At 41.5% G+C, this 20,872-nt stretch carries 14 protein-coding genes; 5 read left to right on the top strand and 9 right to left on the bottom strand.

Going from position 1 to position 20,872, the window contains the following annotated elements:
* Positions 1–131 precede the first annotated feature (131 nt).
* Positions 132–311, top strand: a complete 180-nt coding sequence (locus ACXJY6_RS09600) for a DUF3545 family protein (protein WP_456050611.1) — start codon at positions 132–134, stop codon at positions 309–311.
* A 50-nt stretch (positions 312–361) separates the two neighbouring features.
* Here the strand turns inward: ACXJY6_RS09600 and ACXJY6_RS09595 are convergent, their stop codons facing one another.
* The 3 genes from ACXJY6_RS09595 to nfo form a co-directional block, all read right to left on the bottom strand.
* Positions 362–901, bottom strand: coding sequence for a hemerythrin domain-containing protein (locus ACXJY6_RS09595; protein ID WP_456050687.1), 540 nt, complete (start codon positions 899–901; stop codon positions 362–364).
* A gap of 161 nt (positions 902–1,062) precedes the next feature.
* On the bottom strand, positions 1,063–1,743 hold the full coding sequence (gene ung, locus ACXJY6_RS09590) for a uracil-DNA glycosylase (protein ID WP_458768184.1): 681 nt from the start codon (positions 1,741–1,743) through the stop codon (positions 1,063–1,065).
* Positions 1,744–1,986: 243 nt separating this feature from the next.
* A complete protein-coding gene (gene nfo / locus ACXJY6_RS09585) occupies positions 1,987–2,892 on the bottom strand; it encodes a deoxyribonuclease IV (RefSeq protein WP_458768183.1) in 906 nt (301 codons plus the stop codon).
* A gap of 319 nt (positions 2,893–3,211) precedes the next feature.
* Between nfo and grcA the strand changes: the two genes are divergently transcribed.
* Positions 3,212–3,589, top strand: coding sequence for an autonomous glycyl radical cofactor GrcA (gene grcA, locus ACXJY6_RS09580; protein WP_456050608.1), 378 nt, complete (start codon positions 3,212–3,214; stop codon positions 3,587–3,589).
* Between the two features lie 141 nt (positions 3,590–3,730).
* Here grcA and thrC read toward each other — a convergent pair whose 3' ends face one another.
* From thrC to ACXJY6_RS09560, 4 genes are all read right to left on the bottom strand, one after another.
* Positions 3,731–5,014 (bottom strand): threonine synthase, encoded by a 1,284-nt coding sequence (gene thrC, locus ACXJY6_RS09575; protein ID WP_456050607.1) that lies wholly within the window; start codon positions 5,012–5,014, stop codon positions 3,731–3,733.
* Complete coding sequence (thrB, locus tag ACXJY6_RS09570; protein ID WP_456050606.1) at positions 5,011–5,982, bottom strand: homoserine kinase; 972 nt, start codon at positions 5,980–5,982, stop codon at positions 5,011–5,013. The genes thrC and thrB overlap by 4 nt, the downstream gene beginning before the upstream one ends.
* A 1-nt stretch (position 5,983) precedes the next feature.
* Positions 5,984–8,443, bottom strand: coding sequence for a bifunctional aspartate kinase/homoserine dehydrogenase I (gene thrA, locus ACXJY6_RS09565; RefSeq protein ID WP_456050605.1), 2,460 nt, complete (start codon positions 8,441–8,443; stop codon positions 5,984–5,986).
* A gap of 409 nt (positions 8,444–8,852) precedes the next feature.
* Positions 8,853–9,341, bottom strand: coding sequence for a putative 4-hydroxy-4-methyl-2-oxoglutarate aldolase (locus ACXJY6_RS09560; protein WP_456050604.1), 489 nt, complete (start codon positions 9,339–9,341; stop codon positions 8,853–8,855).
* A gap of 730 nt (positions 9,342–10,071) precedes the next feature.
* Here ACXJY6_RS09560 and arcA point away from each other — a divergent pair.
* Entirely contained in the window at positions 10,072–10,788 is a 717-nt protein-coding gene (arcA, locus tag ACXJY6_RS09555; protein ID WP_458768182.1) for a two-component system response regulator ArcA, read from the top strand.
* A gap of 88 nt (positions 10,789–10,876) precedes the next feature.
* Here the strand turns inward: arcA and arcB are convergent, their stop codons facing one another.
* Complete coding sequence (gene arcB, locus ACXJY6_RS09550; protein WP_458768234.1) at positions 10,877–13,231, bottom strand: aerobic respiration two-component sensor histidine kinase ArcB; 2,355 nt, start codon at positions 13,229–13,231, stop codon at positions 10,877–10,879.
* A 125-nt stretch (positions 13,232–13,356) separates the two neighbouring features.
* On the bottom strand, positions 13,357–14,283 hold the full coding sequence (locus tag ACXJY6_RS09545; protein WP_458768233.1) for a tRNA modification radical SAM protein MnmL/YtqA: 927 nt from the start codon (positions 14,281–14,283) through the stop codon (positions 13,357–13,359).
* A 557-nt stretch (positions 14,284–14,840) separates the two neighbouring features.
* On the opposite strand from ACXJY6_RS09545, the gene gltB reads away from it, so the two are divergent.
* Together gltB and ACXJY6_RS09535 are read left to right on the top strand one after the other, a co-directional pair.
* A complete protein-coding gene (gene gltB / locus ACXJY6_RS09540) occupies positions 14,841–19,382 on the top strand; it encodes a glutamate synthase large subunit (protein WP_456050602.1) in 4,542 nt (1,513 codons plus the stop codon).
* Entirely contained in the window at positions 19,382–20,851 is a 1,470-nt protein-coding gene (locus tag ACXJY6_RS09535) for a glutamate synthase subunit beta (protein WP_456050601.1), read from the top strand. Before gltB ends, ACXJY6_RS09535 begins: the two co-directional genes overlap by 1 nt.
* The last annotated feature ends 21 nt before the right edge of the window (positions 20,852–20,872 follow it).

Here is a 20,872-nt window from a genome sequence, read left to right as displayed (position 1 = left end):
GTAGACGAACTCATCAAAAACCTGTCATCGAATAGAAATAAATGAGAAACATATCATGGTTAATCTAAGTTGAGATGTGATATTTAGATCTTAAATAATAGCGTTGGTAACGATAATTAGAGAGGCAAATTATGGATGATTCATTGTTTGAAGAAATACTAAGTAAAAATATTACCAAAGCCCGAGGCACTCGCTCAAAACCGACTAAAAGAAAATGGCGCGAAATTGAAGAAATACGAGACAGGCAGCGTCTAAAACAAGAATTAATGGAAATGGATGGTTGTTTGGAATTAGACGATTTCGATTTCTGATCAGAAAAACAAAGGCTCTTTTATAGAGCCTTTGTTTTTTTAACATACAACTACTGCTCTTGGCGTACTCGGTTTGCCAATTGTTTGTATCGTACTGATATCGATTCCCCGAATACCGGGTCATCATCATTATGATCCCATTGAGATTCAACATGAACCCAATCATCATCAGTAAACGTCTCAAGGAGTAATGGAATAATCTCTTTCTCTTCCATATCTAAGTGTGTTTTTTGAGATTTGATAAACTCAGAAAGTTGAGTAATGAGGATATCTTGCGGTACGACTGCATCTTGCAAAACCATCTCGATCAAGTCCAGAAACTCATGCGTTTTCGCAGACAGAGCTTTATGGTCTTCTTCTAGATCGGTTACATCTGCTTGTTTGCCATATTTTTCAACATAGTAATGATAAATAAGATCTTCTTTTGGGTGGTGTACCACCTCAGAGTGGCTAGAAAGATAATCAACAATTTCTTTAACTAGAGAGTAATTAACACTTTCTTCATCTTTAAGAAGCACGAGCTTACGTCTCAAAATCGCTAATAATCGACTCATATAACCATGTTCTCGCCTAATCCTTTCTATTATCATCATGCACCTCCAATGCAAGTTTGAGAAATTATTGTATAAATCTCATACAAGCATTGTTTTGATTCTGATCTTAAAAAAGAGAAATTTGTCGTACAAATGGCTAATTTTGCGAAACCAGTACCATATTATTTAAGCAGCCCAACTGCATTTTTCCGACAACGTTATTGTATTTCTTTCGGTTGCCAGTCAATCGGAGCTAGCCCTAAGGAAGTTAAATATTGATTTGCTTGGGAGAAATGACCACATCCGAGAAAACCTTTATGAGCAGATAGAGGAGAAGGGTGAGGCGCGGTTAATACTTTATGTTTATCACGGTCTATTATCGATCCTTTTCGCTGAGCATGTGCCCCCCACAGTAAAAAGATAACCTCTTCACGTTGGCGGTTAATCACATCAATAACTTGGTCGGTAAAGGTTTCCCAGCCTATTTTGGCGTGAGAATGAGCTTTCCCCTGCTCTACTGTTAAAACGGTATTTAACAGTAATACACCTTGCTCGGCCCAGTTTTGTAAAAAGCCATGATTAGGAGTTTCAAACCCATCGATGTCATTGGTCAGCTCTTTGTATATATTTCTTAGTGATGGAGGTATTTTTACACCGGGTTGAACTGAAAAACATAAGCCGTGTGATTGATTCGGCCCATGATAGGGATCTTGCCCAAGAATAACCACTTTGACATCACAAAGCTCTGTGACTCGAAATGCATTAAAGACATCACTTTCTTCTGGAAAAATAGTTTTTCCAGCGTCACGTTCACTCTGAACAAACGTTATAATTTGTTTGAAATAATCCTTCTCTTCTTCAAGAGAAATCACATCTTGCCAAGTTAGTGGCTTTATCATAGAACACCCAAAATTGTACCATTTGTGACTATTCTACCTAAAAACGACATAACTCAGCAGAAGAAGATCAAAAAGAGATTAATGTGGCTTAGTTGGAGCTGGACGGTAATGGCCAGGCCCCGTCACATGACGATTCGGAGTTGGCAGACGTACAGGCGTTGGGGCTGGGCTAGAAGCAGTGCATAAATTTATCATCGTAGAGTCCTCACAGTTCTTATGGCTACAAAAACCTCTATACGAAAATTATGCCAAGTTTACACTTTTGTGATCTTTTTTATGATCCAAGTGAATTGTTTGCAACTTCTCAATTTCATCCGACCAAAGATCTGGGTTAATTGTCTCTAGGATTAAAGGAATATGGTCAAACCTTGGGTCTTTGGCTATGTACTCAAAGGCTTCCCAGCCAATAAAGCCTAGGCCTAGCGAGTGATGACGATCAACACGAGAACCTAGTTCAACTTTTGAGTCATTAATGTGCATCGCTTTGAGGTAGTGCATTCCGACAACTTGATCAAACTCGGCAAATGTAGCATCACATGCAGTAGATGTCCTTAGATCGTAACCTGCGGCAAAGAGGTGGCAAGTATCAAGGCACACTCCGACTCGATCTTTATTGTCAACGAGGCGAATGATTGCCGCTAATTGCTCAAATGTGTACCCCAAGTTGCTACCTTGTCCTGCTGTATTCTCAATCACAGCAATAACATCCGGAACAGCTTTATGAGCTAGGTTGATCGATTCAGCGATCTTCTCAATACACATTTGTTCTGATATTTGATTTAAGTGACTTCCTGGATGGAAATTGAGCAAAGATAAGCCTAACGCTCGACAACGTTCAAATTCATCAACAAATGCAGATCGAGACTTTAACAACTTTTCCTCGTCAGGCGATCCAAGGTTAATCAAATACGAGTCGTGAGGTAAAATATGATCAGGTTGAAAGCCAAGCTGATTGCAATTGCGCTTAAACTCATTAATAGAATTTTCTGTTAGCGCTTTCGCATTCCATTGTCTTTGGTTCTTAGTAAATAGGGCAAATGCATTTGCGCCAATTTCCTTTGCTCTTATTGGTGCATTCTCTACTCCGCCAGCAGCAGAAATATGTGCCCCAATATATTTTGTACTATGACTCCGTAATGTCGCTTTCATTTGATCTCTCGATTCTTTCAAGTTGTTCTATAAGCTATTAATTATTGGTTTAGGTATCACTAATTAACATAAAAATGTAGTTAAATTACTACAAAAACGGTAATAAACTATTTTTTATAGATTAAAATTTTGTAGAGCTTGATGTTTTTACAACATTTAGTTGATTGAAATCAATTAACTGACCGAGAAAAAGATCACTAGTTTGCTGATTTGTTGATTTAAATCAATATTATCTTTGTGGTTATTGGCTATATAATAGGTAACTCAACAAAAAATGAAAATTAACACCATTTCACCCAATATGGGCAAGGAGATAGTAATGATTCAAGGTATCCAAATCACACAAGCCGCTAACGATAATCTAATCAACTCAATCTGGTTACTCGATGGCGAGAAAAATGAAGCTCGCTGTGTTGTTGCTAGCGCTGGCTACGAAGCTGATCAAGTTATCTCAACAACTGAACTTGGCCAATTTGAAAGCCGTGAACTAAACGTTGAAACAGCACCACGTATCGAAGGTGGACAACACCTCAATGTTAACGTATTAAAACGTGAAACTCTTGAAGATGCAGTGGCTAACCCAGAGAAATATCCTCAGCTAACGATTCGTGTTTCTGGTTATGCTGTACGTTTTAACTCTCTAACGACAGAACAACAAAAAGACGTTATCGCACGTACTTTTACTGAATCTCTATAATCCATTCAGTTTACAAAAATTGATAAACGGCGCCTTTGTAGGCGCCGTTTTATTTTTATTAATTTGATCTGGATTATCCAATCAAATAAAAAGAGCATTTGTTTAAATGCTCATTTCTCGTTACAAGTGAATCAATATCAATTATTGAACACTGCGTAGTATTGCTTTCAATGCATCAAAGTCAGGATCAAGATCCTGCGATAACAATTCCATCTCAGCATGTTTCGCAAGAGTCGCTGGTAACGGAATATCGGTCGCCAGAATATCATCGACCACATCTTTAAACTTCGCTGGATGAGCCGTACATAAAAACAGACCGGTTTCGCCTTGTTGAAGTTGCTCACCTAACACTCGATAAGCTATTGCACCATGAGGTTCACATAAGTAGCCAAGCTCATTAAGCTCTTTTACAGAAGCCGCACTTTGTTCATCAGTTACAGAGCCTTTTCCTAAGGTGTCTAGACCCCAACCCTTAATACGACAAAGCTCTTCAATACGTGGCCAGTTGTTTGGTTGACTGACATCCATCGCATTTGATGTCGTTGCGACTGTCGGCTTAGGATCCCATTGACCAGTTTCCAAGTAACGAGGAACGGTATCATTGGCATTCGTTGCTGCAATAAAGCGTTTAATTGGTAAACCAAGTGCTTTCGCTAATAAGCCAGCAGTAAGGTTACCAAAATTGCCGCTTGGTACTGAAATGACTAAGTTTTCACGCTCTTGTTTCGTCATTTGAGATGCCGCTTCAAAGTAGTAACAAATCTGGGCCATCAAGCGGCTGATGTTAATCGAGTTGGCTGAATTTAATCCCACATCTGAACGAAGTTGTTGATCATCAAATGCTTTTTTCACCAATGCCTGACAAGCATCAAAATCACTATTGATTGCCACGGTGTGGATGTTTTTGCCTAATGTGCAAAACAGCTTCTCTTGTAAGGAGCTGATTTTGCCTTTGGGATATAAGATAACAACGTTGATATCTTCCATACCGTAAAATGCATGAGCAACAGCAGCCCCAGTATCACCGGAGGTTGCGGTAAGAATGGTAATTTTGTTGTTACTTTCGGAAACCGCCATTAAAGACTGCGCCATAAATCGGCCACCAAAATCTTTAAATGCTAGCGTTGGACCATGGAATAGCTCTAGAGCGTAAACACCCTCTTTTACCTTATTAATCGGAGCTGGGAATTGAAAAGCGCTTTCAACCAGCTCATTTACTTTTTCAGCCGATAATTCATCACCAATTAGAGCCGAAAGTATCTTGCCACTGCGGCTGACGAAATCTTCTGCAAGTAGTGCATCAATATCATCAAACTTCGGTAGTTCTGATGGGAAAAATAGTCCTTGGTTACGACCTAACCCTTGGCGAACGGCTTGGCCAAAGGAGACTTGTTCATCATTTTCTTTAATATTGTAAAGCTTCATAGCTCACTTCCTGTCAATTTCGAACCTTGTTTATCTAAGCGACAAATATGAACGAATCCATCTTCATTTTGTACGTAGTTCTGTTCTAGCCAGCGTGCAACACGCTGAGCAACATCTTTGTCTTTGCATACACTAAAGAGCGTCGGACCACTCCCTGAAATTCCTGTCGCAAGTGCGCCAGCTGAATCCGCGTATTGACGAGCATTGGCAAATCCTGGCAGAAGTTTCTCACGATATGGCTCCGCGATCACGTCATTGATCATTGTTGCAGCAAGTTGTGGTTGGTTTGAGTGACACGCATGAATAAACCCAGCAAGGTTTCGTCCATGGGCAATCACGTCCTGACGACGATACTGTGCTGGCAAAATAGAACGTGCTTCGGCAGTTGAAACGTTAATTCCTGGATATGCCATCACCCAATACCATTCATCGAAACAAGGCACTTCTTGGCTGATAATACCCAACTCTTCCAACATTAATTGCAAGCCACCTAAATAGCATGGCGCAACATTATCATAGTGAATACCACCAGAAATTTTCCCTTCCATCTCCCCCATCAATGCGAGTAATTCCATTTCGCTAAGTGGGTTATCATGAAATTGGTTCAAGGCATCTAATGCAGCAACAATTGAACAAGCACTAGAGCCCAATCCGGAGCCTATTGGCATATTCTTTTCAAGCGTCATTTGCAATGGCTTGAGCGTGACATTCTTCTTATCTAGCTCACGAGAAAATACAACCCAACAATCGTAAACGATATTCTCTTTTGGATCTTGAGGCAGTTTTTTTACAAAACGGCCAACGAGATTTAGGCTAAATTGCTCGGAGCTCGCCTTAACTTCAACGCGATCTCCCAATAATGTTCCATCTATAGGAGAGACGGCTGCACCCAACACATCAAACCCAACACTAACATTACCAATCGAAGCTGGAGCGTATACAACAACGCCTTTATCACTAGAACTCATTTTAGACTCCTAATTTCCAGCCTAGAGTACGCATCACATCTGCGAATACACCTGCCGCTGTTACCTCAGTACCAGCACCATATCCACGCAGTACTAATGGAATAGGCTGGTAGTAACGACTATAAAACGCGAGGGCATTTTCACCATCTTTAATTTTGTACATAGGGTCATTTTCATCAACCTGTGCAATCCGCACTCGGCACTTCCCTTCCGATATTTCACCGACATAACGTAATACTTGATTGTTTGCAGCAGCTTGATCGACGAGTTGTTTGAAGTAGTCATCTGCCTGAGGCAACCGTGCGATAAAGTCATCAACCGAGCCAGAAATATCAAAACCTGGTGGCAGTGCAAGGTCAACTTCCACATCATCCAGTTCCAGCTTCATTCCAGCTTCACGAGCAAGGATCAGTAGCTTACGCGCAACATCCATACCCGAAAGGTCATCACGAGGATCAGGTTCAGTAAAGCCTTTTTCTTTCGCAACTAATGTCGCTTCACTTAGGCTTAGCCCTTCATCTAACTTACCGAAGATAAATGAAAGTGAACCAGACAAAATACCATTAAACTTCTCAAGTTCATCACCCGCTGAAATGAGATTTTGTAAGTTTTCGATAACCGGTAAACCCGCGCCAACGGTTGTTTCATACATCAGCTTACGTCGAGAAGCACGAGCAACTTTACGCAACTGTTGGTAATACTCCATACTTGCAGTATTCGCTTTCTTATTCGGTGTGACGACATGGAAGCCTGCCGCAAGAAAATCAGCGTATTGATTCGCAATATCTTCACTAGAAGTACAATCAACTAATACTGGGTTAATGATATGGTTGCGTTGAACCAGTGCCGCTAAGCTCCCTAAGCTAAATGATTCTGTCGCATCTTTAATACGATCACTCCAGCTATCCAGATCAAGACCTTCAGGGTCCATGAGTAACCCACGGCTATTGGCTAATCCACATACCCGGATCACAATGCCTTTTTCATTTAACTTGGGTTGCTGACGACGAATTTGCTCAACAAGTTCACCACCAACACCACCAACACCGACGACGAAGAGATCAAGGTAATGATTAGAGTTAAAGAGATTTTCATGGCACGCTTTAATTGACTCAGACACTTTATCTTCAGGAATCACCGCAGAAATAGCTCGCTCTGATGAACCTTGAGCAATCGCCACAATATTAATATGAGCTTCAGTTAGTGAAGAGAAGAACTGAGAAGCGATACCTCGTGAGGTTCTCATTCCATCACCGACCAAAGTAACAATAGCGACATTATCGATAAAGTCGACAGGCTCAAGTAAGCCATCTTTAAGCTCTAACTCAAATGAATCACTCAGTGCCTTCGAGGCTTTTAATTTGTCATCGGCTTCTATACAGAAGCTAATTGAGTATTCAGAAGACGACTGAGTAATAAGGACAATAGAAACTCCAGCTGTCGACATCGCTCCAAAAACACGACTCGCCATGCCAACCATGCCTTTCATACCTGGTCCAGAAACGTTCACCATAGTGAGATCGTTTAGGGTCGTAATCCCTTTGATTGGAAGATTATCTTCACCAGTATCTTGGCCAATAAGTGTTCCAGCACCTTGAGGATTAAAACTATTTTTGATCAGACATGGAATGTGAAAACGAGCGATAGGAGCAATTGTTTTAGGGTGAAGAACTGACGCTCCGAAATACGACAGTTCCATTGCCTCTTGGTAGCTTAGTGATTTCAGTAAACGAGCATCACGAACCAAACGAGGGTCACAATTATAGACGCCATCGACATCCGTCCAAATCTCACAACAATCAGCTCGTAAACATGCTGCCAATACTGCTGCTGAATAGTCAGAACCATTACGCCCTAAACACACCAACTCACCTTTTTCATTTCCAGCTGTAAAGCCTGGCATGATATGAATATGATTTTTAGGCAGTGGATTTTGTTCGAAGTTAAGTGTTGACGCATCAACATCAACCATAGCCTCAAGGTGATCACCATGAGCCACAAGGTATTTAGTCGGGTCTATCAGGTTAGAATCTAGCCCTTTTGTTGCCAATACCGCTTTCATCAACTGAATTGAAATGCGCTCACCTTTGCTGATGATTCGTGCATTCACGTTGTTTGGGCACATTCCAAGCAAACCAATACCATTTACAAACTGACGCAGTTGCTCTAGCGATTGATTCACTTGAGCAAAATAAGCCGTCCCATCAATATCTGATACTTCTTTTTTTATCGACTCAAATAGTGATTCAAACGATTGCTCTAGTTCTGCTAATTGAATATCAGCAGCCCCATTTTTCAACGCAGCTTCAATAATCGCGACCAATTTGTTGGTCGTCTTACCAGGAGCCGAAAGAACGACGGCAACCTCTTCTTGTTTGGCATTATTAGCAACAATCTGGGCTGCTCTCAAAAAACGGTCTGCGTCAGATAATGACGAACCACCGAACTTTAGTACTCGCATTCGTTCCTCCAGTTAAAAATAGTTAAAAAAAAGGCCCGCATCTTGTTGGATGCAGGCCTTTTTTTTGAAGTTCTTCGCTCAGCAGCCTGCCCCAACAGCGATAATGTCTGTCGTAATAATAATGGTTGTCATTACTACTTGGCGGCTAGATAGCATTAAAAACGTCTCTCAAACTTATGAATGCCCTTACGGTAACCTTAGTTACTAACCAAGGTCAATGAAAATAGCCGTTTTAATGTTAATTTGGCAGAAATAGTAGATAAACGGATAAAATAAAGATTGAGTGTAACAATAAGAGTGACATCAATTTGAAATATTCAGTGTAAGTGGTAAGACTCAAGTAATACAGCGGCCTAAAGCCGCTGCATGAGTAAGGTTCTATTTGAACAAGTTTAGAGTGTGCTCTGGTCTACAGATCAATATCCAATTTAGATTCTGCGATTAAAATAGCATTCCAATCAGAGTACAAATAATCTCCAGGTAAAATTTGCTGCTTCGCAATACAAAGTCGCACATTGGCCTGCCCAGAATCATGTCGATGAGTTTTAAATGGGCAAGTCGCCAGTGCTTTTATGCCCAAATACATTTCACTTAGCTGAGCGGCATCTCGAACGGCACCATAAATAACGATGCCTTCCCATTCGTTTTCAATTGCCATTATTGCCATCTGAACGCCAAATAGAGCTTTTTGACAAGATCCGTTTCCATCTACGACAAGAACTTTTCCCTTACCATTTTGGCTTAATACCTCTCGCACTACGGAGGTATCATGATAGCAACGCACCGTCACCACCTCGCCCCAAAAAGTACTTTTTTGACCGAAGTTATGAAGAGGTACATCCAACATCGTTACCTGAGATTCAAACTTATCACAGATATCTGGTGTAATATCTTTCATTATTCCTCCTTGATTTTTATAAAGATTCTAAACTGACACATGGGGAAGATACCTGTTTAGGTGCTCCCCAATTTAATAATGATTGATTTTTGAGTGTGGGTATAACTCCTATTCATCCATCACTATCAAGTAAGCTACAAGTAAATCACTGTCTAAACTATCAATGACTATTGGCTTAATTTCGATCCATTTGAAATTAAAACCACCGCAACGATTGACTGTGATTATAACGATTGCTGTGCCTCTGTGTGCTTCTTCCCCCCCTAAAAAACCGGTGATGGAACAAAGCCGCACATATGTTACTCAGCATAAAGATATTAGCAAAAGACAATAAAAATAAAAAAAGAAACATTAAAAACAAACAGTTAATAAACGGGCACTTAATAAAAAAAGAAAATTAACATTAGTGATATTGGATACTTTACCATCAGTATTTATAATAGTGTTATTTATGATTTTAGTTCTATTGATGTAAATCAACAAAATTAACAGTAATATTCTCCGAGTGTTGTTAGCAAGCTGTTAACAATATAGAATCCACCGCAACACAGGTAATAACATAAGTTGGGTCTTACTCGTGATCTTGACTCATACAAAAATAGTAATAGAAGCTAAAGCCCAAGGTATTTAAGGCTTGGCTTACCATCACAAATATATTACGAAAATGTTATTTTTTATCTAGAATTATATATATTTACTACATTTCAATTACAAAGTTTAGGTGCCGCTAATGCAAACTCCGCAGATTCTGATTGTTGAAGATGAGCAAGTAACTCGAAACACGCTAAAAAGCATATTTGAAGCAGAGGGATACAACGTATTCGAGGCTAGCAATGGAGAAGATATGCATAATATATTATCAGATAATTCAATTAATCTGGTCATTATGGATATCAACTTACCAGGTAAAAATGGGCTTCTTCTGGCTAGAGAATTGCGAGAGCAAGCTGATGTTGCGCTAATGTTTTTAACAGGCCGTGACAATGAAGTAGACAAAATTCTCGGATTAGAAATTGGAGCCGATGATTACATTACCAAACCATTCAGTCCTAGAGAGCTGACGATTCGAGCTCGAAACTTACTAGGTCGTGCAATGACCCAAAATACGACTTTCGAAGAGAAACGTAATGTCGAAAGCTACAAATTTAACGGGTGGGAATTGGATATAAATAGCCGTTCTTTAGTTAACCCGGCTGCGGATAGTTATAAACTACCACGCTCAGAGTTTCGTGCTCTACTGCATTTTTGTGAAAACCCAGGCAAGATTCAAACTCGTGCTGACTTATTAAAGAAAATGACCGGGCGTGAATTAAAGCCGCATGATCGAACTGTTGATGTAACCATTCGTCGTATTCGTAAGCATTTCGAATCCGTTGCAGGTACGCCTGAAATCATAGCGACCATTCATGGTGAAGGTTATCGATTTTGTGGTGACTTAGAAGACTAACCACTTTCTAACAAAGTCATGTCAATATAAAAACCCCCTATCTCAGGGGGTTTTTATTTATCCACTCAAATAAACTCTATTCCACTTCTCAACGTGTTGAAATCCAGTCCCTCAATAAACGAATGTCATTGTGGTATTCATTTTTAATTTCGTTAACCCAATCATCGATATTTTCCCACCATGCTGGCGCCTCGGGTGATTGAGCCTTTTGAGCAACACGTTGAATTCGAGCTAACCCTATCGAACCAGCTGCTCCTTTAATTTTATGAGCTTCAGAGACAATACCATCTTGATCTTTAGCGATCATATTTGAGTCAAGTATTTTGATGTAATCAGGCATCAACGTTTCAAACATATCGATACTATCAAGAACTGGCTTATTACCGACAATATCGATATAAGAAGTTAACATATCGATATCTAACATTTTTGCCACTTCGCCATCAGATAGACCATTTTTCTCTATTTTGGCAATCACATTAGTTTGGGAAGCCTCAATAGAACCAGTCCGAACACAGAGTTTATCGATAACCGATTTGATATCGACAACAGACAGAGGCTTACTAATGGCATCATCTAGCCCTTGACGTAAATATTCATTTTTGTCTTTCAGTAAATTAGCCGTTAATGCAACTAAGGGAGGTAACCCAATCCCATTCGCTTCGTAAGTTTTTCTGTAATAAGCAGCTACATCAAAGCCCGTCATGTCCGGAAGTTGAATATCGAGAAAAACCAAGTCATACATACCTGGAATAAAGAGGTTCTTAGCATCCTCTCCACACATCGCAACTTCAACACTGTGCCCCATACTCTCTAATAAAGACCGGGCAACCGTTACATTTAACTCAATATCTTCTACCATGAAAATGTTCAAGCTTTTACATGAAGAGATAGGCTCTGCCTGAGAAAACGGATGTGGCATCAAAGGAACACTAAATGTGACACTAAAAGTACTGCCAAAACCATCTTCGCTAGAGACTGAAATATCGCCTCCCATCAACTTCATTAGCTGTTTTGAAACTGACAATCCAATACCCGTACCAACCGCATGCAGATTATCTTTGCCACTTTTCACTTGGTAATACATTGCAAAGATTTTCTCGAGCTCTTCCTCTGGAATGCCAATACCACTATCTTCAACATCAATAATTATATGCGCCTGCTCAGCTTCAGTATCGGCGCTAACATTCACGACAACCCCACCTTCTTTAGTGAACTTAATCGCGTTACTAAGAATATTCCAAAGCACCTGACGTAAACGAGTACCATCGACTTGAACGTAAGTAGGAAGATCGCTTAAACGCTCAAGATCAAAACGTAGCCCTTTTTGCTGTGCCATTAACGCAGCAAGACTCTCAAGCTCAGCGACAAATTCTTGGAAATTCAGTGTTTCAGGTAGTAAGTCCAATTTGCGACGATCAAATTTATCAATATCAATGATGTCATTAAATATATTGCCTAAAGTCACAGCACTAACGTGAATGGTTTGCATATATTTACGCTGTTCTTCTGACATGGTTGTATCAAGCAACATACGGCTTAAACCGACAATCCCATTCAGTGGGGTTCGTAATTCATGACTGATTGTCGAAATGAATGTCGTCTTATCTTGGCTCGCTTTTTCAAGGGAATCTTCATGACGCTTGCGTTCGGTAATATCACGCCCAAAACCAACTAAGCCTAAATGACGACCTTCATTGTTGTAAAATGGCACTTTACGTAGTTCGAAATAGTTTTTATGCCCATCAGGGTACTCTAGCCATTGTTCATAAGTGATAGAGCGATTTTGAGTGAATACCAGTTCATCAGTCGCCACAATTTCTTTTGCGATCTCCTTACGATATACATCCCAAGGAGTTAACCCGACTAATTCACTCTCTTTCTTACCGGTTAACTCTTCAAGTGCGAGGTTACACCCTGAAAAGACACCATCGGCATTTCGGTAATAAATTAAATCCGGAGATGCATCAATAAATGAACGCAGCAATGCGGTTTGCTCCGCTAATTCAAGCTGGGTGTTCTCTCGCTGACGGACTTCACTTTCTAAATCCACCATTGCTGCTTTACGAGCATCTTCAGCTTTAATTCTTTCTTCTATCTCCAAATTTAACTTAGCAATGTTCTGTTGGAGTTGTTGATTGAGCTCTTGATCTCTAGAGCGCATATCTTTTAACTTTGAAACCAACTTCGATAGTCGTTGACGAGACTCTTCTAGTTGATCGACGACAACAGAAAGAAAATAGACGGCCCATGGTGTAATGATCAATCCAAAGAAAATCGAACGGATAATCACGACATTATCCACTGACCCATGAAGCGCTAACGTTATACCAACCTGAACAACAACAGCCAAAGCAACGAATGCTAACGCCAATAATAAAGAAAAACGTAAAATGCCCAATTTAACTAAAAGATCGACATAGTATTGAGCAAGGTTCTTCATTGGCTTCATGCCATCACTCCGAATCTAATTGAATGTAGGAAACCAGATATCAAACGTTAAATACTGAATACAGTATAGCTACTGGCGAGTTCAGGTCAGTATAAGACAAAAAAAGTCAGTTATGTCTAATCACGTGTTTCTATTTGTTCGACATCACTATTTTGGGTAACCAACGATCCTTGTTCCCCATCGAGATTAAGTCGATTCGCAATTTCCATCATTGCTAACCATCGGTTTTCACACCACATAGGAGCAAGTAGGGTTGGCCGACGCGCCGTCGAAACAACTCGATGATAAACAATATCTCTGGGAGTGCGACGAATCATTTCGCTCGCTGTCGTCACATATTGCTCTAAGCTGGGCGCTTCCAACTTTCCAGCTTTCCATGCCTTTGCCATAGTACTTCCTTCTACAATATGAAGACCATGGAGCTTTATTCCATCAGTACCAACCGCAAGCACCTGATCCAAAGTCATTATATTATCCTGATGAGTCTCTCCAGGTAACCCGATAATAAGGTGAGTACACACTTTGATTCCTAATGCGCGCGCTTTCTCTGTCGTCGCTTGATAACAAGCAAAGTCATGACCACGATTAATTTTTTTCAGAGTATGATCATGAGCGGTTTGTAACCCTAACTCTAACCACACTTCATAGCCTTGAGTATGATAATTACTTAAAAGATCCAGTACTGCCGTAGGCACACAATCTGGGCGAGTCCCCACGCACAAACCAACAATATCTTTACCGAGTAGCGCCTCTTGATACATTTTGTCTAACACTTGTACTTCAGCATAAGTGTTCGTGTAAGCTTGAAAGTAGGCTAAATATTTCTTAGCACGCGTTACCTCATTCGCTCTGGCTTCTAATTGGTCTGGAATCGAGTCTTGTTGGGTTGTTTCATCAACGAAAGAAGAGACATTACAAAAAGTACACCCGCCTTTTCCAATCGTCCCATCACGGTTGGGACAACTGAAGCCACCATGTAAACCGAGTTTATGAACTTTTTCACCATAGCGGCGTTTCAGATCTTGCCCTATGGTATTAACCATCTCGTGTAATTGCTTCACTAATTACCTCAAATGCATAAATAGTCACATTGCTTCACGTAGCTGTTTTTCTGCTCAGCAATTTTGAGGCGCTAGTTTAGCTCGCTCACCCATTGTAAAACCTAGCAAACATCAATAAACATACGAAATTAAACGAATTAATTCCCAATGCTGGACAAACGAAAAGCTAGTCAATTTAAACGAACGAAAAAAATGTCAGATAAAAGCGACGTTTTCGTTGGAATTTATAGAAACAAAATTGTAGGATACGTACACTTTGATGCTGTTACAGGTGATTTCTCACCCTATTTCACCAGCACAAGATTCGGTGATATTTATCCCCACCTATATAAAGCTCTATAAAAGAAGCAATAATAACTTAAATATCACTAAGGACTGTTTTTCTCACGCTATTTTTCTGTGAGATACGGAAAGGACTCGAACTAATGACACATCATTAGTTTAGAACCATAACAATGATAAAATCGGTCGCGCTTTCAGGCTAAGGGCTTATTTCCCTTGGCCTAAATGTGCCTCGATTAAACTGGAAGGATGTATCTATGTTAGATAGAGAGCAGAATTCACAAGGACTATATACTCCAGAATTGGAGCATGATGCTTGTGGTATCGGTTTCGTCGCTCATCTGAAGAATCGTAAATCTCATGAGGTCGTCACTCAAGCATTGGAAATGCTAGCGCGCATGGAACACCGTGGCGGTCAAGGTTGTGATCCTTGTAGTGGTGATGGTGCAGGTATTCTTTTACAGAAGCCTCATGAATTTCTTCTTGAAGAAGCGGTAAAACTTAGCATTAAGCTTCCATCATTTGAGAAGTACGGTGTCGGTGTCGTTTTATTCCCGAAAGACGAATATAAGCGCGATCAGTGTCGTGATATTCTAGAACGCAATGCTAAGCGTTTAGAGCTAGAAATTTTAGGCTATCGAGTATTGCCGACTGACAACTCTATGTTAGGTGCCGATCCGCTAAGCACAGAGCCTCAATTTGAGCATGTGTTTATCTCTGGTGGCCCTGGTGTTACGCCAGAAGAGTTAGAACGTAAACTGTACGTATTACGTAACTATACTGTCCGCGTATGTCTAGAAAGTATCTCTAATATTGCCGATGAGTTTTACATTAACTCAATGTCTTACAAAACATTGGTATATAAAGGTCAGTTAACAACTGAGCAGGTGCCTCAATACTTCCTAGATCTTCAGAACCCAACGATGGTTTCTGCATTGGCGCTCGTTCACTCTCGCTTCTCTACCAATACATTCCCAAGATGGCGTTTGGCTCAACCTTTCCGTTATATCGCTCACAATGGTGAAATCAACACTGTTCGCGGTAACTTGAACTGGATGAAAGCACGTGAAGCGATTCTAGAATCAGAATTGTTCACTAAAGCTGAAATCGATATGTTGCTGCCGATTTGTCAAGAAGGCAGTTCAGATTCATCGAACTTCGATATGGCTCTAGAGTTATTGGTTCTTTCTGGGCGTAAATTGCCACATGCTCTTATGATGATGATTCCTGAAGCATGGCAAGAAAATAAAAACATGGATCCAAAACGTCGTGCGTTTTACCAATATCACGCCAACATTATGGAACCGTGGGATGGCCCTGCATCTGTATGTTTTACCGATGGTGTTACAGTAGGGGCAACTCTAGACCGAAACGGTTTACGCCCATCTCGCTATACTGTGACTAAGGACAATTTCCTCGTCATGGCATCAGAAACTGGTGCGGTTGATATCGATCCTGAGAACGTTGAGTATCGTGGTCGTCTCCAACCTGGTCGTATCTTTGTTGCCGATCTTGAAGAAGGTCGAATCATTTCTGATGATGAAGTAAAAGATTCTATCGCAAACTCGCAACCGTATGAGAAATGGGTGAAAGACAACCTACTTCGCATGCGTGAGTTACCAGATGCTGACACTGGCCACAGCCAACCAAAACCAGAACGTTTATTGCACCGTCAACAAGCGTTCGGTGTTAGCAGTGAAGAAGTTAATGACATCATTAAAACACTCGCAGCAACTGGTTATGAGCCATTAGGTTCAATGGGGGCAGACTGGCCTCTAGCGGTTTTATCGCATCAGTCTCAACATCTATCTCATTACTTTAAACAGTTATTTGCTCAGGTGACAAACCCGCCTATCGATCCGATTCGTGAGCGTATGGTAATGTCGCTGAAAACCTACATAGGTAAAGAGCAAAACCTACTTGCAGAATCACCAGCACACTGTCGTAAGGTTGAACTGGACTCTCCGGTTATTTCGAACCAAGAGCTTGAAAAACTTCGAGCTATCGATAACGAGCACCTTCAAGCGAAAACATTGGACATTGTATTCCAAGCCAATGGTGATCAAGGCAAATTGCAACGCGCCTTAAAACGTATTTGCCAATACGCAGAAGATGCAGTGACCGACGGTTACTCTATCATCCTATTAACTGACCGTTCAGCGAACTCTAACCATGCAGCTATTCCAGCGATGCTTGCTGTTGGCGCTGTACACCACCACCTTATTCGTCGTGGTTTACGTGCGAAATGTGGCATTGTTGTTGAGACTGGTGATGCTCGTGAAACGCACCACTTCGCAACACTCATTGGTTACGGTGCAAATGCAGTTAACCCATATATCGTTACTGAAACGATTGTTGATCTTCAACGTCGCAAGAAGCTCGATGCTGATACCCCTCTTAATGACTTATTCGATAACTATCGTAAAGGCGTCAATATGGGTCTGTTGAAAATATTCTCGAAAATGGGTATTTCAACATTGCAGTCATACCATGGCGCTCAGATTTTTGAAGCACTTGGAATCAGCAAATCCGTAGTAGATAAATATTTCACCGGTACTGTTTCGCGTATTCAAGGTCTAACTCTAGACGACATTGCGACGGAAGTCTTAGTCCGTCACCGTGTTGGTTACCCACTACGGGAAATCCCACTTAAAACGCTCGATGTCGGTGGTGTATATCAATGGAAACAACGTGGTGAACAGCACTTATTCAACCCTGAAACCATTAGCTTGCTGCAACAGTCGACGCGCAACAAAGACTTTGCTCAATTTAAGAAATACACAAGCGCAGTGGATACTCAAGGTGATAAAGCCGTTACATTACGTAGCCAATTGGACTTTATTAAGAATCCAGCAGGATCAATTCCGTTGGAAGATGTTGAGCCAGTAGAAAACATCCTTAAACGTTTTGCGACTGGTGCAATGTCATTTGGTTCGATTTCTCACGAAGCTCACTCCACGCTTGCAGTGGCAATGAACCGCATTGGCGCGAAGTCAAACTCTGGTGAAGGTGGTGAAGACCCTATTCGTTTCTCTCCAAAAGAGAATGGCGATTCAGAACGTTCTGCTATCAAGCAAGTTGCATCTGGACGATTTGGTGTAACGTCATACTATCTAACGAACTCTGATGAAATTCAGATTAAGATGGCTCAGGGCGCGAAACCTGGTGAAGGTGGTCAACTTCCTGGTGATAAAGTCGACGACTGGATTGGCGCGACGCGTCACTCAACCCCAGGGGTCGGACTTATTTCTCCACCACCACACCACGATATCTATTCTATCGAAGATTTAGCTCAGCTAATCTACGATTTGAAAAACGCTAACCGTGTTGGCCGAGTAAACGTCAAACTCGTTTCCGAAGCAGGCGTCGGTACTATCGCCTCTGGTGTGGCGAAAGCCAAAGCGGATGTTGTCCTGATTGCGGGTTACGACGGAGGAACAGGTGCATCACCGATGTCATCAATTCGTCATACCGGCCTTCCTTGGGAATTAGGTCTAGCAGAAACGCACCAGACACTCCTGAAAAATGGTCTGCGTAACCGTATCGTTGTCCAAGCCGATGGCCAAATGAAAACACCTCGTGATATCGCGATTGCGACGTTACTTGGTGCAGAAGAATGGGGTGTTGCAACAGCTGCTCTTGTTGTTGAAGGCTGTATCATGATGCGTAAATGTCATCAGAATACCTGTCCTGTGGGTATTGCAACTCAGAACAAGACTTTACGTGAGCGTTTTGATGGTCGTGTTGAAGATGTTGTGACCTTCTTTAATTATATGGCTGAAGGCCTACGTGAAATCATGGCTGAACTTGGTTTCCGCAGTGTTGATGAAATGGTTGGTCAAGCACATAAACTGAAAGTGCGCGATAACATCAATCACTGGAAATACCGTAACCTTGATCTTTCACCTGTTCTATACATCGAGCAAGCTCGTGCAGAAGACGGCGTGTACTGTCAGACAAATCAAAATCATGGTCTTGATGATATTCTCGACCGTAAGTTGATTGAACTTGCGACTCCAGCACTAGAGCGTGGTGAAGCGGTAAATGGTGAATTCCCTATCATCAATACCGACCGTAGTACGGGTACCATGCTGTCGAATGAAATATCGAAAGTATACAAAGACCAAGGACTACCACAGCCTCTAAATGTGAAATTCAATGGCTCTGCAGGGCAATCATTCGGAGCGTTCTTAGCGAAAGGCGTGAAGTTTGAAGTCGAAGGTGATGCCAACGATTATTGGGGTAAAGGGTTATCCGGTGGTACGATCGTTCTTTATCCTGACGCGAAATCCTCTTTAGTGGCTGAAGACAACATTGTTGTTGGTAATGTCTGTTTCTACGGTGCAACCTCTGGTGAATCCTACATCCGTGGTAAAGCTGGCGAACGTTTCTGTGTTCGAAATTCAGGTGCCAAAGTAGTAGTTGAAGGTGTCGGTGATCACGGTTGTGAATATATGACAGGTGGTATTGCGGTCATCCTTGGTTCAACTGGTCGTAACTTTGCCGCAGGTATGAGTGGTGGTATTGCTTACGTTTGGGATAAAGCTGGTGACTTCAACACCAAACTCAACCCTGAATTGGTCGACCTTGACGCGCTTGAGCAAGAAGACAAAGATCTCCTTAAAGAGATGTTAACTAAGCACGTTGAATTCACAGGAAGTGAAGTTGCACAATCATTCCTTACTAGCTTTGAAGACAACCTCAAGTCGATGGTAAAAGTTATGCCACGTGACTATAAACGTGTCCTTCTTCAACGTAAGGCAGAAGCAGCACAGCAACAACAAACGGAGGCAGTATAATGGGTAAGCCTACTGGATTTTTAGAACACGGCCGTGAACTACCAAGTAAAGTAGAACCTTCGGTACGTATTCAAGACAATAAAGAATTCGTCCTCAACAAAGAGTTTGGTAAAAAAATAAATACCCAAGCTTCTCGTTGCATGGATTGTGGTGTGCCGTTTTGTCACAACGGCTGTCCAATTGGTAACATCATTCCAGAATTCAATGACGCGGTTTATCGAGACAGTTGGGAAGAAGCTTGGGACATTCTGAGCTCGACCAATAACTTCCCTGAATTTACGGGGCGTGTGTGTCCTGCACCATGTGAAACTGCTTGTGTTCTTGGAATCAACCAAGATCCAATCACTATCTGTAACATTGAGAAAACCATCGTTGAGACTGCTTACCGTGAAGGTTATGCACAACCGAAAACGCCACGTAGCCGTACTGGAAAAACCATTGCTATCATTGGTTCTGGTCCTGCTGGTTTATCTGCTGCAGAGCAGTTAAACAGTGCTGGTCATACCGTAACTGTGTATGAGCGTGATGAAAAAGTCGGTGGCCTACTCCGTTTTGGTATTCCTGACTTTAAACTGGGAATGGATGTCATTGATCGTAAAATCAATTTGATGACTGAGGCAGGCATTAAGTTTGTTGTTAACGCTCATATCGGTGTCGACATAAATGCTCAGCAATTACGTCAAGAATACGATGTTGTATTGCTGACTGGCGGATCTACAGTTCCTCGTGATCTACCAATCCCGGGACGTGAACTCAATGGCGTTTATTTTGCGATGCAATTTTTAGGTCAAAACAATCGCCGTGCTAATAATATGGACTTAAAGACCGAAGAAATTTATGCAGAAGGTAAGCACGTAGTCGTCATCGGTGGTGGTGATACCGGCTCTGACTGTGTGGGAACGTCCAACCGTCATGGTGCAGCAAGTATCACTCAAGTTGAGATCATGCCAGTACCACCGGAAAAGCGTACTGCGAATATGCCTTGGCCTCAGTATCCAATGATTATGCGTACTTCTACTTCTCATGAAGAAGGGTGTGAGCGTCACTGGAACATTCTTACCAAAGAATTTATCAGCGACGACAATGGCAATGTTAAAGGCCTTCGTATCGCCGATATCGAATGGGAAGAAGCTGAACCAGGTGTTCGCCCTAACTTCTGTGAAATCCAAAATACGGAACGTGTTATCCCTTGTGACATGGCGTTCTTGGCTATGGGTTTCTTACACCCAGAGCCACATGGGACTCTTGCTCAACTTGACATCAAACTCGATGACCGAGGCAATGTTGCAACCAAAGATTTCCAAACCAACCAAGCGGGTGTTTTTGCCGCAGGTGACATGAGAACAGGCCAATCTTTAGTCGTACGTTGTATTAACGAAGGTCGAGAATGTGCTCGTGCTGTCGATGAATACCTAATGGGTAACACTAACTTAGAAGCGAAAGCAGATTCGTTAATGTTATCTAACTAAATGTCGACTCTGCTTGATAAC

The sequence above is a fragment of the Vibrio phycocola genome, from assembly GCF_054404255.1.
Note: the sequence above shows the minus strand (reverse complement) of the source record. Positions and strands in the feature narration are given on the sequence as shown.